General features: G+C 39.6%; 13 protein-coding genes. 7 read left to right on the forward strand and 6 right to left on the reverse strand.

Annotation, left to right across the window (positions count from 1 at the left end):
• Nucleotides 1-45: 45 nt before the first annotated feature.
• The 3 genes from R3E32_07880 to R3E32_07890 all read right to left on the reverse strand — a co-directional run bounded on the left by R3E32_07880 (nucleotide 46) and on the right by R3E32_07890 (nucleotide 3,693).
• Nucleotides 46-1,299: an ABC transporter permease gene (locus R3E32_07880; GenBank protein MEZ4884627.1), complete on the reverse strand. Its 1,254-nt coding sequence runs from the start codon at nucleotides 1,297-1,299 to the stop codon at nucleotides 46-48.
• Between the two features lie 107 nt (nucleotides 1,300-1,406).
• A complete protein-coding gene (locus tag R3E32_07885; GenBank protein ID MEZ4884628.1) occupies nucleotides 1,407-2,648 on the reverse strand; it encodes an ABC transporter permease in 1,242 nt (413 codons plus the stop codon).
• Nucleotides 2,649-3,021: 373 nt separating this feature from the next.
• Nucleotides 3,022-3,693: an ABC transporter ATP-binding protein gene (locus R3E32_07890; protein MEZ4884629.1), complete on the reverse strand. Its 672-nt coding sequence runs from the start codon at nucleotides 3,691-3,693 to the stop codon at nucleotides 3,022-3,024.
• A gap of 374 nt (nucleotides 3,694-4,067) precedes the next feature.
• On the opposite strand from R3E32_07890, the gene R3E32_07895 reads away from it, so the two are divergent.
• The gene (locus R3E32_07895) at nucleotides 4,068-6,326 is read left to right on the forward strand and encodes a CRTAC1 family protein (GenBank protein ID MEZ4884630.1); all 2,259 of its coding nucleotides are present in this window, start codon (nucleotides 4,068-4,070) and stop codon (nucleotides 6,324-6,326) included.
• On the opposite strand, the gene murI is transcribed toward R3E32_07895, so the two are convergent.
• Both murI and R3E32_07905 read right to left on the reverse strand, forming a co-directional pair.
• On the reverse strand, nucleotides 6,323-7,078 hold the full coding sequence (gene murI / locus R3E32_07900) for a glutamate racemase (GenBank protein ID MEZ4884631.1): 756 nt from the start codon (nucleotides 7,076-7,078) through the stop codon (nucleotides 6,323-6,325). The genes R3E32_07895 and murI overlap by 4 nt on opposite strands.
• Nucleotides 7,079-7,116: 38 nt before the next feature.
• Nucleotides 7,117-7,605 carry a hypothetical protein gene (locus R3E32_07905; GenBank protein MEZ4884632.1) on the reverse strand — a complete coding sequence of 163 codons (489 nt, stop codon included), beginning with the start codon at nucleotides 7,603-7,605 and terminating at the stop codon, nucleotides 7,117-7,119.
• A gap of 221 nt (nucleotides 7,606-7,826) precedes the next feature.
• Between R3E32_07905 and R3E32_07910 the strand changes: the two genes are divergently transcribed.
• The 5 genes from R3E32_07910 (at nucleotide 7,827) to R3E32_07930 (ending at nucleotide 13,521) form a co-directional block, all read left to right on the forward strand.
• Nucleotides 7,827-8,318: an asparaginase domain-containing protein gene (locus tag R3E32_07910; GenBank protein MEZ4884633.1), complete on the forward strand. Its 492-nt coding sequence runs from the start codon at nucleotides 7,827-7,829 to the stop codon at nucleotides 8,316-8,318.
• 373 nt (nucleotides 8,319-8,691) lie between these two features.
• Nucleotides 8,692-9,810, forward strand: a complete 1,119-nt coding sequence (recF, locus tag R3E32_07915) for a DNA replication and repair protein RecF (protein MEZ4884634.1) — start codon at nucleotides 8,692-8,694, stop codon at nucleotides 9,808-9,810.
• 95 nt (nucleotides 9,811-9,905) lie between these two features.
• Entirely contained in the window at nucleotides 9,906-10,199 is a 294-nt protein-coding gene (locus R3E32_07920; GenBank protein MEZ4884635.1) for a DUF721 domain-containing protein, read from the forward strand.
• A gap of 19 nt (nucleotides 10,200-10,218) precedes the next feature.
• Nucleotides 10,219-11,292 carry a tetratricopeptide repeat protein gene (locus R3E32_07925; protein MEZ4884636.1) on the forward strand — a complete coding sequence of 358 codons (1,074 nt, stop codon included), beginning with the start codon at nucleotides 10,219-10,221 and terminating at the stop codon, nucleotides 11,290-11,292.
• Nucleotides 11,293-11,451: 159 nt separating this feature from the next.
• Nucleotides 11,452-13,521, forward strand: a complete 2,070-nt coding sequence (locus tag R3E32_07930) for a carboxypeptidase-like regulatory domain-containing protein (GenBank protein ID MEZ4884637.1) — start codon at nucleotides 11,452-11,454, stop codon at nucleotides 13,519-13,521.
• A gap of 93 nt (nucleotides 13,522-13,614) precedes the next feature.
• Here the strand turns inward: R3E32_07930 and R3E32_07935 are convergent, their stop codons facing one another.
• Nucleotides 13,615-14,481, reverse strand: a complete 867-nt coding sequence (locus tag R3E32_07935; GenBank protein MEZ4884638.1) for an RNA polymerase sigma factor RpoD/SigA — start codon at nucleotides 14,479-14,481, stop codon at nucleotides 13,615-13,617.
• A 268-nt stretch (nucleotides 14,482-14,749) separates the two neighbouring features.
• Between R3E32_07935 and R3E32_07940 the strand changes: the two genes are divergently transcribed.
• Nucleotides 14,750-15,520 (forward strand): queuosine precursor transporter, encoded by a 771-nt coding sequence (locus tag R3E32_07940; GenBank protein ID MEZ4884639.1) that lies wholly within the window; start codon nucleotides 14,750-14,752, stop codon nucleotides 15,518-15,520.
• Nucleotides 15,521-15,808: the final 288 nt, after the last annotated feature.

Consider the following 15,808-nt stretch of genomic DNA (forward strand, 5'->3'; position numbering starts at 1 on the left):
AAGGTGTTGGCGTTTTTCATTTTCATTTTCATTTTAATTCGTTCCCTATTTCGCCCTCAATGCCTCAATCGGTTTAATCATTGCAGCTTGTGAAGCGGGAATCAAACCTGCAATTGCGCCTGTGATAATCAAAATACTTGTTGCTGCAATTGCAGCCTTGAAATTGATTTCAGGATTGCCGAAATATTCCAGTTGTACATTGAAGGCAGTCATCAAATAACTTACTCCTTCAATCAGCCCAACGGCTACCACCAAGCCCATATAACCTGCCACGGCCGTCAACAAAACCGACTCTTGAATCACCAACGAAATAATCGAAAAAGGCGTAGCTCCCAGAGCTTTCCGCAATCCAAATTCTCTCGTACGTTCTTTCACTGCTATCAGCATGATGTTGCTAACTCCCACAATTCCAGCAATCAATGTACCGATGCCAACTGCCCAAGTGAACAAGTTGATACCTGTAAAAACGCCTTGAAACTGTTGGAACTCTTTTTGGGTATTCCATGAGCCAATCGCATCTTTGTCGTCAGGAGAAACCTTGTGACGTTCAGAAAGCAGATGTCGAACTTGCCCTTCTACGTTTTCCACATTCATATTTGCAGGCACCGTGAAAGCAAACCAACCGATATTGTTGCCCCAATTGTTCATTTGTTGAGTAGTCGTGTATGGAATGTGAATAGACTGCTCATCATCCCCCACACCTTCACCTGTTTTCATGCTTTTCACTACGCCAATCACCTTGAAATAACTGCCCTTGATATCAATGTATTGATTGACAATCGGTTCATCTTCTTCAAAAAGTAATTCCGCTACCCGTTTGCCGATTACCGCTACTTTTCGTTTTTCTACAATGTCCAAATCATTCAGAAATCTTCCTTTTACAAATCGTCTTGATTCTACATTGATATAATCGGGTGCATCGCCAGTCACTTCAAAACTACCCGATTTGTCGTTGTGAGAAATCACAAATTGACCTACCAGATTCAAGCGAGGACAGATATATTCGATATTCGAAATATTTTGCTTCAAATATTGGATGTCCGTTTCATTGATGTAAAAACGGCGACCAGGTTGCATTCCTTTGTAGGCAACCGTTGTTTTTCGAGTCCAAACGAAAGCTGCATTTTTTGACATTCCGCCAAACATTCCCGTCACACCTTTCTCCAGACCTGCCCCCGCACCCAACAATAGCATCAACATAAAGATACCCCAAAACACGCCAAATGCGGTGAGAGCCGTCCTCAGTTTGTGCCTACTTATCGAAGCGAATATTTCTTGCCATTTGTCAATATCAAACATCTTTTTTGTGTTGATGTGTTTTGTATTAGGGTGTTAAAGTTGCCAAAAAATTATTTCCTATGTTTCTTTTACAAACTTTTATATTGATTATCAGCACCATTTCATCATTATTCTTCACGCAATGCCTCAATCGGATTAATCGCTGCTGCTTTTCGAGCAGGAAGATAACCCGCTAAACCGCCAAAAACCACCAACATTGCCGTTGCACCGAGTGCCAAACTGATGTCAATTTCGGGCTGTCGAAACATCCCCGCCCCCTCAGGGCCCATCGCCATATTCATCAATTCCAACAAACCTACTCCACACAACAAACCCATGTATCCTGCAATACTCGTGATAAAAATGGACTCCATCAACACCATACTGATAATCGAATTGGGTGTAGCTCCCAAAGCTTTTCGCAATCCAATCTCCTTAGTTCGTTCACTCACAACAATCAACATAATATTGCCCACTCCAATAATTCCCGCCAACAAAGTACCGATTCCTACAAACCCTACAAGCCCTCTAATCCCTGCAAAAAGATCCAAAATACTTTGAAAGCGTTCGTTGTTGTTGAAAACGTGAATTGCTTGTTTGTCTTCAATCGCAAATTGGTGCCTATCTGCCAACAGTTGTTCAATTTGACGAGTCATTTTTTCGGTCACTTCAATTGGCAAATCACCTGTTGTGACCATCATCTGGTTCACATAATTTTTCTGGTGAAACACTTGATTGCCCGTACTCCACGGAATGTAAATGTTCTTCATTTCGTTCGGTCCACCAGTATCTTTGAAAACACCGATTACTTTGAAGGGAATACCTTTTATTTCGATGTAAGTGCCAAGCGGATCCATTCCTTTTTCATATATCGTTTCTGCCACCAAGTCCCCAATTGCCGCCACTTTTCGCTCCTCTTCAATGTCTTTGTCATTCAAAAAACGTCCTTGAGAAACCAAGGTATTTTCGACATAGCGGTGTCCTGGATAGGTACAACGAACATTGAAGGAATACCCTTTATTCTTGTAAACAACAGAGTAATCACCACGAATATAGTTGCGAGGCGTACTGTATTCTATTCCTTCAATTTGTGCATTGATACTCTGAAAATCATCGAAGGTAAACTGTATTTGACGACCAGGTTTCATGCCTTTATAGGGCATACTTGTTCTTCCTTGTCGCATCCAAATACTGTTGATTGCATCGTCTCGAAAATCATATTCCACCCCATTTTGCAGTCCATTTCCCGCACCCAATAGCAATACCAACATGAAGATGCCCCAGAAAACTCCAAAGGCAGTCAGTGCCGTTCGCAGTTTGTGCCTGCGGATGGTTTCAATAATTTCTTGCCATTTGTCGAAGTCGAACATTTCTTTTAATTGTGTTTAGGGGTATGTGTTTTTATTGTATTAAAGTGTTAATGTTTTTTTGTATTGAAATTTTGGTGGTTTTTATCATCGTATAACTTCATAAGAAAGTTATTTGACAATTATAAGGGCGTAGCCCCGACCCTATTTGTAGGGAAAATCTGTAAGGATAGAAACCTATGAGCGTAGCTTCGGCACGTATAAATAACTGGTTTTTAAGGTGTCGAGGCTACGTCCCTCTTGAGAATCTATTTTATTATTATTCCTTCAAATAGTCTCGCAGCGATGCTGCTGAAATATAAAGAAACTTACGTTACACATTACTCAACGCTCCAGCACATTAACACATCAACACCTCAAAACATCAAAACAACATTCAATATCCATAACTCTCTATCACCCCATCCCTCAACCGAATCACCCGATCCGTCATTTCCGAAATTTCGTCCTCATGCGTCACAATGATGACTGTAATTCCCTCTTGATGTACCGATTTAAACAAATCCATTACCTCATTAGAAGTCTGTGTATCCAAAGCACCCGTAGGTTCATCTGCAAAAATCACTTTTGGTTTGGATATCAATGCCCTTGCTATCGCCACACGCTGCTGTTGACCGCCCGACATTTCGGAAGGAGTATGCTCCGCCCAGTCCTTCAAGCCCACTTTGTCGAGGTACTCCAAGGCGATTTCATTGCGTTTTTTGCGATTGACATTTTGGTAATAAAGTGGAAGAGCCACGTTCTCCATGGCATTTTTGAAGTGTAAGAGGTTGAAACTCTGAAACACAAAACCGAGGAATTGATTGCGGTAGTAGGCAGCTTTTTTTTGACTGAGGTTTTTAATCAAGGTATCCGACAAAATGTATTCTCCTTCATCGTAATCATCCAAAATACCCATGATATTCAATAAAGTAGATTTTCCCGAACCAGAAGGCCCCATAATAGAAACAAACTCACCTTGTTGAATACTCAGGTCTAAACTTTTGAGAACCTGCAATTTATTTTGACCAATTTGATAGGACTTGCTGATTTTTTTGAGTTCAATCATGTTTAGTGATGGTGGTTGATAAAGCTAAAATGGGTTTGATTGTGTTAGTCGTCTAAGTCACCCTCAAAGTTACAGTTAATTTGAAGGTAAAGTTGTATTTTGAATTCAATAAGGTACTATGCAACACCAAGTACCGTAAATTTTAATAGATAACGAACTTATGTCGCAAAAGATTCCTTCTACTCGGTATTTTTCTATGGGTAAAATGACATCTTTTTTGAATTTGCCCGTTCAATATCCACATTACTAAGGTATTGTTTTGAAGACAAAGTGACAAGATAAGCCGTGTTAAATAATGTTAATGCTTTGTGAACTTTATTTTAATTGCGACATTTAAGGCAACTTATTTTTTAGAATACACAACAAAAAACACAATGATTAAATGGACGATTATCTTCCTAATAGTAGTAGTATGCGTGGCTTGTCAACAAACCGAAGCTCCATCTTCTAAATCCCACTCAGTTACTGCTGCCAACTCTACGCAGCAAATGGCAGACAGCATACAAGCAATTTATGCCCACACCGATTTTCGAAACCATCCTTATGAGGCTGCTAAAAAAGTAGTATTGATTGAAGCCGAAATAAAAGCGGCAGGTGGAAAATTGGTACAACAACAGGTTTTTGAATATGCCCGAACCTTGTTGAATGCTGGTGAAACAACGAAGGCAGTGGCAAATCTCACCAAATTGATTCAGGTAACATCCAATTCCGATGAAGTAAACGACCAAAATAAGGAGCTGTATGAAATGTTGGCAATCAGCTGCCTGCGAAAAGCAGAACAAGAAAACTGTATCGAAAACCACTCCGAAGAATCTTGCATTATGCCCATTCAAGGTAAAGGAATTCATCTTAAAAAAGAAGGCTCAACAAGTGCGATTGAAGTCTATGAAAAGATTTTGGCGGTTTATCCCGATGACCTTCAAAGCCGTTGGTTGCTAAACATTGCCTACATGACCTTAGGTAAATATCCCAACGAAGTACCCAAACAATGGTTGGTCCCTGGATTGGCTACGAAAGAAACCGCCAATTTTCCTGCATTTAGGAATGTGGCAATGGGTTTGGGTTTGGACATTGACGCATTGGCAGGAGGAGTGATTGCAGAAGATTTTGACAATGATGGTTTTATAGACCTTATGGTTTCATCTTGGGGAATGTTGGATCAGATTCGGTTTTTTCGAAACAAGGGAGATGGCACTTTTGCTGAACAAACCGAAACCTCTGGCTTAAAAGGAATTACAGGAGGACTGAACCTCACACAAGGTGACTTCAACAACGATGGTTTTGTGGATTTTGCCATATTACGAGGTGGTTGGAAATACCTACCAGAATGGGGAATTTTACCCAATTCACTGATTCAAAACAATGGCGATGGCACTTTTACAGATGTCACGATTGTAGCAGGAATGTACAGCGTTCGCCCCTGCAAAACAGCCGTTTGGCTCGACTTCAATGCCGATGGATGGTTGGATTTGTTTGTTGGAAACGAATCCATTGAAGGAAAAAGCCGTTTTCCCTGCGAGTTGTTTGCCAACAATGGGGATGGCACTTTCACCGACATTGCGTCAAAAATCGGAATGGATGTGGTGACTTATTCCAAAGGAGTCAGCAGTGCAGACATTAACAAAGATGGTCTTCCTGATATTTACATTTCGTCATTGACAAGTGCCAACCAACTGTATCTCAACAAAGGAGGCAGTAGTTTGGAGAATTGGCGTTTTGAAGAAATAGGTGCGAAAGCGGGAGTTCAGAATCCTATACACAGTTTTCCCTCATGGTTTTACGACTTCAACAACGATGGATTTGAAGATATTTTTGTATTTCCATTTGATATGACAGCCTACAAAAATCAGGGAGGTGAAGTAGCTGCCGATTATTTGGGAGTGCCCTTCAAAACCGAATTGCCTGCTGTTTATCAAAACAATGGAGATGAAACTTTTACGGATGTTACCAAAAAACTGCACTTGGACAAAGTGCTGGTTACGATGGGCTGCAATTATGGCGACTTGGACAACGATGGTTTTTTGGATTTTTATTTGGCAACAGGTGCACCTGATTATCGGGCGATTGTGCCGAATAGAATGTTTCGCAATCGTGGTGGAACGGCTTTTGAAGATGTGACCATTGCAGGGAATTTTGGACATATCCAAAAAGGGCATGGCGTGGCGTTTGCAGATTTTGACAACGATGGTGATCAAGATGTGTATGTGGTGATGGGCGGCTCGTTTTCGGGCGATAATGCCCAAAATGCACTGTTTGAAAACCCTGGGAATCAAAACAAATGGATCACGATTCAACTGCAAGGCACAAAAACCAATCGCTCGGCTATCGGCTCCAAAATCATTCTTTCGGTAACAACTTCAAAGGGTGAAAAACGCAAGATTTACAACACGGTTTCGGATGGTGCGAGTTTTGGCTGCAATAGTCTGCAACAAGAAATTGGATTGGGCGATGCGGCAAGTATTGACAATATTGAAGTAGTTTGGGCGAATGGTTCACCTACTGCAATGACTTATGGCACAGCCGATATGAACCAAAAAATCAAAATCATTGAAGGAAAAGAAACCATTGAAGTTGTGCCGTTTCCAAAAGTGACATTGAAGGCGGATGGAGGGCATGAGCATCATCATCATTAACCCAAAATCTGCAAATATTTCTCTAACTCAGCTTTGTCTGTTTTCTCTTTTGAAATGTAATATTCAATTTCTGTGGGAATTGTATGTTCATCCGCTTCAATGCCCTGCAATTTTTTCTGCAATTGCCGAACCGTTCCTACATTTCCATCAAAAATGGTGATTTCTTTTGGGATGACCTTCAAAAAATGGGGATAAAAGTAAATAAAATGTGTACATCCCAATACAATACTGCTGTATTCACTCCAATCAATGTCCTTCAATTTTTGGTGGAGATAAGGCAAAATGATGGAGTCATTCAACTCAAATTTTTCAGCAAGCATCACCAATTCCTGCAATGGTAGATAATTCACCCGATGTTTGGCTTGAAGTCGGTCGACCAATGAATGAAACTTATCTTCTAAAAGTGTGCGCTCGGTCGCAAAAACCAAGACTTTTTTGGCTGGATTGTTTAGAATTGCAGGTTTGATTGCAGGCTCCATGCCGATGATAGGGAAGTCATATTTTTGGCGCAAGTCTTTGATAGCCACACTTGTTCCTGTATTGCAGGCTACGACCAAAGCTTTTAAGTTTTGCTTTGCCAAAAACGCAACAGCATCCAACATCAATGCACGGATATGCTCACTACTTTTCACTCCATAAGGCGCATTTTTGGAGTCTGCAAAATAGAGGTAGTTTTCATGGGGCAAAAGCCTAAGTGCTTCCTTCAAAACACTTATTCCGCCTACGCCCGAATCGAATAATGCAATGTTCATTTTTTGTTGATTTCTGAATGTATTCAATGGTCACAAACTTACAAAAGTCCTTCTTCTTTCATCATATTAACTGCAATTTCTGTTTCCACAGCACCTTTATTCAGTGAGCCAGGCAATAGAATCAAGCGTTTTTTGGAAACCCCTTCTTCATCTTTGAAGCGGACAGAAAAGTAAGCACGGGCAAGCATTTTTACTGCAGGAACAAAAGTAATTTCTTCAATTTGACTCCTGTAAATGACAGGCGTTGCAGAATTATTTAAACTATTTACAATATTGTAGAGAAAGTACAATACAAAAAAAGACCATAGAAACCCAAAAACCATATTCCCGCTACTAAAATTTGTGAATGCAGAGTAACCTAAAAATACGACGATAAGTCCTTGAATAATAAGAACACGATGAATGGTATTACTAGCTACCATTTCTGAAAATTCTCCAACAGTTTCGCTTGTAGTCAACACTATTTTGTCTGAAAAAACATGGCAATAACCCGTTTTTGTTCTAAATTTCTTTGCAGACTCTTTCATAATGGCTTGTTAATTGATTTCAAAGTGTCATAAAGCTAAGGAGAATGAGTTGAATCCACAAATATCTATTTTTTCTTTTCTATGGAGTTTATCTATATTGTGATGTGGAAGTTGTACAGGGGACATTTCAAAAATGACTTTGCAGGTTTGTAGTGTATTTTTATTTGTTTCTAAAGAATTCATCCTGATGTCAAAAAATCAATTAACTACAAAAAACATACATGGCAATTAGAGTTTTCGTAACAGGTGGTACTTTTGACAAAGAGTACAATATGATAACAGGTAAACTGTATTTTGAAAATACGCATTTACCCGAAATGTTTGAACGTGGGCGGTGCACCTTAGATGTACATATCCGCACACTGATGATGATAGACAGCCTCGATATGACGGATGCTGACAGAGAATTGATGGTCTATAGCTGCAAAAAAGCGGAAGAAGATCAGATTGTAATCACCCATGGAACCGATACCCTGGACTTGACCGCAGCAGCGATTGCAGCAGCCAACATCCCCAAAACCATTGTTTTGACAGGAGCGATGATTCCCTATCAATTTGGGATGTCTTCGGATGGGTTTTTCAATTTGGGAAGTGCCTTAGCATTTGCTCAAAGTTTGCCGCATGGAGTTTATGTCACCATGAATGGACGGTATTTTAGTTGGGACAATGTGCGGAAAAATCGAAGTACAGGCTTTTTTGAGGAAAAGAACTGAGAAACAAAAAGCCAAGTGAAAAATCACTCGGCTTTGTTTCTTCTTGTTGGGCTTGGGCTTGTTTCCAAAAATGAGCTTATCGTATAATTATAGATTGGATGAACTTGGTCACTTCAAGGGATGCTTGATTTGACTTTGTTTTTATTTGAATGGATTAATTCGGCGTTTTCTCCAATAAAAAGTTTTGTTTGGGTAGATTAATTCTATAAAAACAACTTATATGCCATTGTAGGAGAAAAAGTTGCGACCTGTTTAATTGTGACGATACCATGACAAAAAAGCGTGATTGTGACAAAAAAATGAAAAAAGTCATGCTGCAATGCCTATCATTCAAAAATCCAAAGTCCAATTCTAATGCTTACCTTTGCACACTGTGTATTTAAAAGAACTCCATATTGCCAACTTCAAAAACTATGTCCACAGCAAAATCACCTTTTGTGAAAAGCTGAACCTAACCGTAGGACACAATGGCGCAGGAAAAACCAACCTGCTCGATGCGATTTATTACCTCTGCTTCTGCAAAAGTTATTTCAGCAGCAACGAACTCCAAAACATCCGTCACGACCAAGATTACTTCCGCTTAGACGGCCTATTCAAAATACTGCAAACCGAAGAAACCGAAACCATTGTTGCCAAAATAGCGACACACAGAAAGAAAAGCATTAGCCGCAATGACATTGTGTACCAAAAATTATCTGAACACATTGGGTTACTTCCTTTGGTATTTGTCGCACCTGACGACTTGCAGCTTATCAAAGCAGGAAGTGAAGGCAGAAGACGACTGATTGACAGCACTTTATCCCAACTTGACCAAGATTATCTCAACACACTTATTGGCTACAACAAACTGATACAGCAGCGAAACAGCCTCTTGAAGCAATTTCATGATAAACGGTATTTCAACCAAACCCTTTTAGATACCTACAATCTTCAACTTGAACCCCTTGCAACGCAGATCTACGAAAGTCGTGTTGCTCAAACCCAACTACTTTTACCACTTTTGCAAGAATACTATGAATGTATCAGTTCGGGAAAAGAGCAAGTCAATTGCAGGTACAAATCAGCATTGAAGGAACAAAATTTTGGCGATTTGCTGAAAAAAAATACACAACAAGACCGTTATGCACAGCGCACTACAGAAGGAATACACCGTGATGACTGGGTATTTGAAATTGACGGCTATCCATTGAAAAAATATGGTTCACAAGGTCAACAAAAATCATTTTTGATTGCACTAAAACTGGCGATTTACCAACTCATTCGACAACACAAAAACATTTTGCCCATTTTATTGCTCGATGATATTTTTGACAAACTCGACGAACTGCGTACTACGCAACTAATCGAAACCGTTATGGGTGAACATTTTGGACAAATTTTTATTTCTGACACCCAATTGGAGAGAATGAAGCAAATTTTTGATAATTTTGAAGTAAATCCTAAGATTTTCAGAATTGAAGATGGAACAGTAGAGGAAGTGAAGGAAAAGTAATGGGTCAAATTAAACAACTGTGAATTAGTGCGGTTGAATAATTGTCCAATTAACTGCATTGCACCAATCACCAACCTTCTAATAACTAAACAACTATGAGACGAAAAGACAACCAACAAAGTCTAAAAGATGTTCTCAATTACATGATAGATACCTATCAATTGAGAACCAAGGTAAACGAAGCAAAGGTAGTCGCAGCTTGGCCTCGAATCATGGGCGGAGCCATCGCCAACCGTACCGATTTTGTGGGTGTTCGCAAAAGCATATTGTACCTCAAGATAAACTCTGCCCCATTATCCCAGGAGCTTTTTTATGCAAAAGAAAAAATAATCCAATTGATGAATGAAGAAGTAGGTGAGGATTTTATCAAGGAGGTGATTTTTAGATGACAATGAAAAACAATAGACAATGAATAGTAAACATATTTGGATTTTTACGACTTGTTTTTTGCTGCTACTTGCTTCAATGACGGCATTGGCGCAAAACGATAAAAAGGACAAGAAAAGTGTGCTGAACAAAAGCACCTTTGAAGTATATGGAGAGGAATCTACAACAACTCCTGCTAGCGAAAATTCTGCTTTTGAAAGAATGCAAGAAAGGGCAAAGGCCAACAAAAAAAAGCAGAAAGAAATAAAGAAAAACAAAGTCAATAAAACGAAAGAATCCACTTCAAAACCGACTGCTACTGCTGCTTCAACACCCCAAAGACCAGCCATAGAAGCAAACAATCCTGATGTGATTTCGGTGGATATGGATGTATTGTATGATGTCACGATTTCACCTCCTGTGGAAATAGTTGAAACCCGCAAAAGCCTGGATTTCAAAACACAAGAAGATGTAAAGTATTACTACAATCAGGCAATGTTGAAACTCAGGGGAAAGGACTTCGAATCGGCGGTAAAATTGCTGTCCAAAAGCATCAAAAAAGACCCATACAATAAAGAATTGCTGCAAATGCGTGGCAATGCCTATGTCGAATTGGACGACTTCAAAAAAGGATTGAAGGACTTGAAAAAAGCCCTTTCGGTGGAAAATGACGATGCTACTCTGCAATACAATATTGGCGGAACATTGATAAAATTGGGCAAATTCAAACAAGCCGTAGAATACCTAAGTGCTGCAATCAATACCAAACCCGACTACCTTTTAGCACTGCAAGCCCGTGGTTCTGCTTATACGCTCACCAAAGATTATTCCCTTGCTGTAGATGACTTCAATAGCGTTTTGGACTTGAACAATTATTTTGTACCTGCTATCAAAGGACGTGGTATCGCCAAAAGTCTGCAACAACGCTACGATGAGGCTATCAGCGACTTCACGATGGTAATAGAGCTAAAACCTACGGATGGTATGGCGTATTACTACCGAGGTTTGGCATTTGTCGGCAACAACCAACAATACAGAGGCTGTGCGGATTTTGATACGGCTTATCAGTTGAAGATTCCACAGGCGTATTATGAGAGCAAGGACAAATGTAAATGAGGATTGTATAATAAATGGTTGGTTTCTCAACACCATAAAATTGAAGAAAAGAAAATAGAGAATTACATAAAAACTCCAACCCCAGCGACCAAAACAACAACTGTGAGCATCTAATAAATAGAGCGTAAATTATTTTACACAAAAAAATCTGTTTTTAAGATGAAAAAAATACTCCTCCTTTCTATTTTATTGGTATGCACACAGTTCATGCATGCCCAAAGAACAATATGCGGAACCGTCACAGATCAAAGCAGTGGCGAAGTAATGATAGGGGTTACTGTCTTGTTGAAGGGAACACCCCTTGGAACTGTCACAGATTTTGACGGAAAATATTGTTTGGAAATTCCTGTCGATGTAAAAAAAGACGAATTGGAGTTTTCTTACGTGGGTTTTGATTCTAAAAGTGTCAAAATTGAAGATAGTGATGCGCTGAATGTCAAAATGATAGAAAGCACTACTCATTTGGATGAAATGTTCATAGTAAAATATGGCTATACGAAAACTACAGATGCAACAGTGACAGGTGATGAAATCAAGGCTGCTTCCGCCAAAAACTACGACTTGGGAGAAATGGGAACTAGGGGGTTTTCCTCTATCTATTCTCCTCCAAAAGCAACTGATTTGAGTGCCAAATCGAAACCCAAAAAACCTTCAGCATCCATGTATCCCCCGCCAGCACCTCCTCCACCTCCTGTTGCCGAACCCACTTCGTATAGTATTACTTCTGAAAAACTTATGAAAAAGGTAAGTTCTATGGAGACAAAAGATATCAGAGGAGGCTCACTTGGAGATGCGGCTATACTTTCAGATAAAATAGAACTTGGTAAAGAGGATATGTTTATGATGTCTTCGGATGATTTTGATGATGCACCCGCTGAAAGTCCTCAGTCCAATGTTCGTGCAGGATTGTTGACCGCAGGTGAAATTAATGATTTTGGCAAATGGACAATGTGGCAAGATATGACTGAGGGAGAACTGAATATGTACCAAAAAGAATGGAACTTTTTCACCAACAACCGCTATACGGTACAGGTCAGCACCCAATCGGGTAAACCAATTGTGGATGCACAAGTTCGTTTATTGACTGCAAAAAATACCGTTTATTGGAGTGCCAAAACGGACAACACGGGCAAGGCAGAACTTTGGCTCAATATGTTTGAAGATTCGAAGGAGCAAACGGGCGATTTGAGGTTAGAAGTGACGTATGATGGTAAGAAAGAAACGGTGAAAGAACCTACTCTTTTTCAACAAGGTATCAATTTTGTAACCCTAAAGGCGGACTGCAATATTCCCCAACGTGCGGATGTATTGTTTGTAGTAGATGCAACGAGTTCGATGGGAGATGAAATCAATTTTCTTAAGGCAGAATTGCAGGATGTGATTTTGCAGGTTCAGAAACAAAGAACAGATTTAGACATTCACTTGGGAAGTGTGTTTTATCGGGACAAAGGTGATGAATATGTCACCAAGAAATCTGAATTTTCGCCCCGCATCGAAGAGACCGTTCAGTTTATTCAGCAAAATGGCGCAGCAGGAGGAGGAGATTATGAAGAAGCTGTTGAAGAAGCCCTCAATGTGGCGGTGAACGATATGCAATGGAGCGACAATGCAGTAGTGCGTTTGCTGTTTTTGGTATTGGATGCTCCTCCCCACCAAACTCCTGAAATCAAAGAAAAATTACAGCAAATCACCAGGAAAGCTGCCAAAAAAGGCATCCGTATTGTTCCTGTTACGGCAAGTGGACTCAACAAAAGCACCGAATATTTGATGCGTTCTTTGGCTTTGGCTACGAATGGCACTTATACTTTTTTGACCGACCATAGCGGTATTGGTGGCTCGCACATTGCGCCCAGTACCGACGACTACGACATGGAATTTTTGAATGATCTGCTGATACGACTGATTGACCAATTTACACAGACATCTGAATGTGATGAGAATAACGCATTGATCGAAGCGGCAAAAGCAGAATCTATCTCCGAGGAAGTATTGAAAATTCTGAATTATTATCCAAATCCTGTCGCAAGTGAATTGACGATTGAATTGAAAGCAGACATTGCAGCTTTGTTTGTCACTGATTTGTCGGGTAAGATTTTGCAGCGTTTGGAAAAATTGCAGCCTGGGAAAGTGTTGGTTGATATGAGTCTTTACCCTTCTGGAATCTACTTTTTGCGATATACGACTATTGAAGGAAAGGAAGGGAGTGCCAAGGTGATGGTAGTCAAGTAATTTTTATCATATAGTTTTGAAAATAAATTATTTATACACTTTTTCAAAAACAAAAAAGGCAGGTGAAACTATTTTCACCTGCCTTTTTTGTTTTCAACCTAAATAGGTTTTCAAATCTTTGCTTCTGGAAGCTTTTCGTAGTCTTCTAATGGCTCTCTCTTTGATTTGTCGAACACGCTCTCGGGTCAAACCGCATCGATCTGCAATGTCTTCGAGCGACAAAGCGGGGCGGCCATTCAGCCCATAAAAATACGCAATAATGTCTGATTCTCTTTTTGAAAGAATGGCCAAAACATCTCTTACTTCATTTTCAAGCGATTCCGACATTAGTTTGTTGCTAGGCATTTCCTCATTATCTGCCTGCAAACTATCTACCATCGCTTTGCTGTCATCGTCTTCTTCCATCGGAGCATCTATCGAAACATGTCTGTTTTGGATTTGAAGTAGTTCATTCACATCCTTGACAGATAAGCCTGTCAAATCGGCTAATTCACGAGAGGTAGGTTGTCTTTCGTTTTCCTGCAAAAATTTAACAAGTACCTTGTTCATTTTTTGGTAGGCATCCACTTTGTTGAGTGGTAGTCGAATCATGCGAGACTGTTCGACAAGCGATTGTAGGATGGATTGACGAATCCACCATACAGCATATGAGATAAACTTAAAACCTTTGGTTTCGTCGAAGCGTTTGGCTGCTTTGATTAGTCCGAGATTCCCTTCATTGATTAGGTCACTCAGTTGAAGACCTTGATTTTGATATTGTTTGGCTACGGACACTACAAAACGCAAATTGGCTCGAGTGAGTTCTTCTAAGGCTCCTGCTTCCCCCATCTTGATTCGTTTGGCCAACTCCACTTCTCGCTCTGGAGTTAACAGTTCTAACTTACTGATATCTTGTAGGTATTTCTCCAACGCAAGACTATCACGGTTCGTAATTTGATGTTGTATCTTTAATTGCCTCATAATTGTATTTTGGTTATCACTTTACAGAACGCTATCAAACTTCAATTAGTTTCTCATTGCATACAATTTTTCTCTGGGAAAAACAAATTTTTTATGGAATACTTAGTCTGTTATTGGCAAAGGTCTAGGTAATGTAATGTCAAATACGTTTGTTACTTTTGGATTCAGGTAAGTTTAACGAGCTATTCAGTTAATAATTTAATGACAACTCCTTCAACAATTTAATTCTTCAAGGGTTTCACTATCCAACTATTTAACAAATCAGAATATGGATTCAATTTTACAGCGAAAAGATGGGTTATTGTTTGTTATCCTTGCAGGTTTTTTCATTGCCAATGCCTTGATTGCAGAATTTATTGGTGTAAAAATATTCGCATTGGAAGACACATTAGGTGTTTCTCCCTTCAATTGGAATCTGTTTGGACAATCTGGCTCACTCAACTTATCGGCAGGTGTTTTACTTTGGCCAGTGGTATTTGTGATGACCGACATCATCAATGAATATTTTGGAAAACGAGGTATCCAAATACTTTCTTTCTTGGCTGTTGGACTTATTTCCTACTCCTTTTTGATGGTCTATGCCTCTATTACCCTTGTACCTGCTGATTGGTGGCTCGGTTCGATGGAGGCAAATGGAGTTCCCGATATGCAAGCAGCCTTTAGCAATGTATTTGGACAGGGAATGTGGATCATTGTCGGTTCTTTGATTGCCTTTTTGATAGGTCAGATTGTGGATGTGATGATATTCCACCGCATCAAAAAAATCACTGGTGAAAACAAAATTTGGTTGCGTGCCACAGGTTCTACCTTGGTTTCACAGTTTATTGATAGTTTTGTAGTCTTATACATTGCTTTCGTTTTAGGGCCTCAACAATGGAGTATTGGGCTTTTTTTGGCGGTGGGATGTGTCAATTACAGTTATAAGTTTTTGATGGCCATTGTACTTACTCCTGTTATTTACTTTGGACATTACCTTATTGAAGGATATTTGGGAACAGAATTGGCCCACAAAATGAAAATGGCTGCCATTGAAGGCTAATTTATATTTAAAAAATGGAAAAATTTACAAAATACAAACATTGGCTTTGGATTGGAATTTTTGGCTTCTTACTGATTCTATCTTTGGATTATTGGGCTTGGCAAAATACAGTCGTTTTGAGTTGGGGTGGTTTCCCAACTTGGTTTTTCTATTTCGTAGTTTTACAATCCGTATTTGTACTAATTCTATTACTTTTTACAAACCTTTATTGGAGAGAGTAAAATATCTGATACTTGACGCTATACTGTACTGGAACAGAAATTATGGTTCTTCGAAGATTTTAGTGGA

Source organism: Chitinophagales bacterium (assembly GCA_041392475.1).
Lineage (GTDB): Bacteria > Bacteroidota > Bacteroidia > Chitinophagales > UBA2359 > JAUHXA01.

What these genes read in the sequence shown, in the direction of transcription:
- R3E32_07905 (MEZ4884632.1), bottom strand. Translation starts at nt 7,605, where the DNA reads ATGAAAGAGTCTGCAAAGAAATTTAGAACAAAAACGGGTTATTGCCAT.
- R3E32_07920 (MEZ4884635.1), top strand. Translation starts at nt 9,906, where the DNA reads ATGAGACGAAAAGACAACCAACAAAGTCTAAAAGATGTTCTCAATTAC.
- murI (MEZ4884631.1), bottom strand. Translation starts at nt 7,078, where the DNA reads ATGAACATTGCATTATTCGATTCGGGCGTAGGCGGAATAAGTGTTTTG.
- R3E32_07880 (MEZ4884627.1), bottom strand. Translation starts at nt 1,299, where the DNA reads ATGTTTGATATTGACAAATGGCAAGAAATATTCGCTTCGATAAGTAGG.
- R3E32_07930 (MEZ4884637.1), top strand. Translation starts at nt 11,452, where the DNA reads ATGAAAAAAATACTCCTCCTTTCTATTTTATTGGTATGCACACAGTTC.
- R3E32_07885 (MEZ4884628.1), bottom strand. Translation starts at nt 2,648, where the DNA reads ATGTTCGACTTCGACAAATGGCAAGAAATTATTGAAACCATCCGCAGG.
- R3E32_07935 (MEZ4884638.1), bottom strand. Translation starts at nt 14,481, where the DNA reads ATGAGGCAATTAAAGATACAACATCAAATTACGAACCGTGATAGTCTT.
- R3E32_07895 (MEZ4884630.1), top strand. Translation starts at nt 4,068, where the DNA reads ATGATTAAATGGACGATTATCTTCCTAATAGTAGTAGTATGCGTGGCT.
- R3E32_07940 (MEZ4884639.1), top strand. Translation starts at nt 14,750, where the DNA reads ATGGATTCAATTTTACAGCGAAAAGATGGGTTATTGTTTGTTATCCTT.
- R3E32_07890 (MEZ4884629.1), bottom strand. Translation starts at nt 3,693, where the DNA reads ATGATTGAACTCAAAAAAATCAGCAAGTCCTATCAAATTGGTCAAAAT.
- R3E32_07925 (MEZ4884636.1), top strand. Translation starts at nt 10,219, where the DNA reads ATGAATAGTAAACATATTTGGATTTTTACGACTTGTTTTTTGCTGCTA.
- R3E32_07910 (MEZ4884633.1), top strand. Translation starts at nt 7,827, where the DNA reads ATGGCAATTAGAGTTTTCGTAACAGGTGGTACTTTTGACAAAGAGTAC.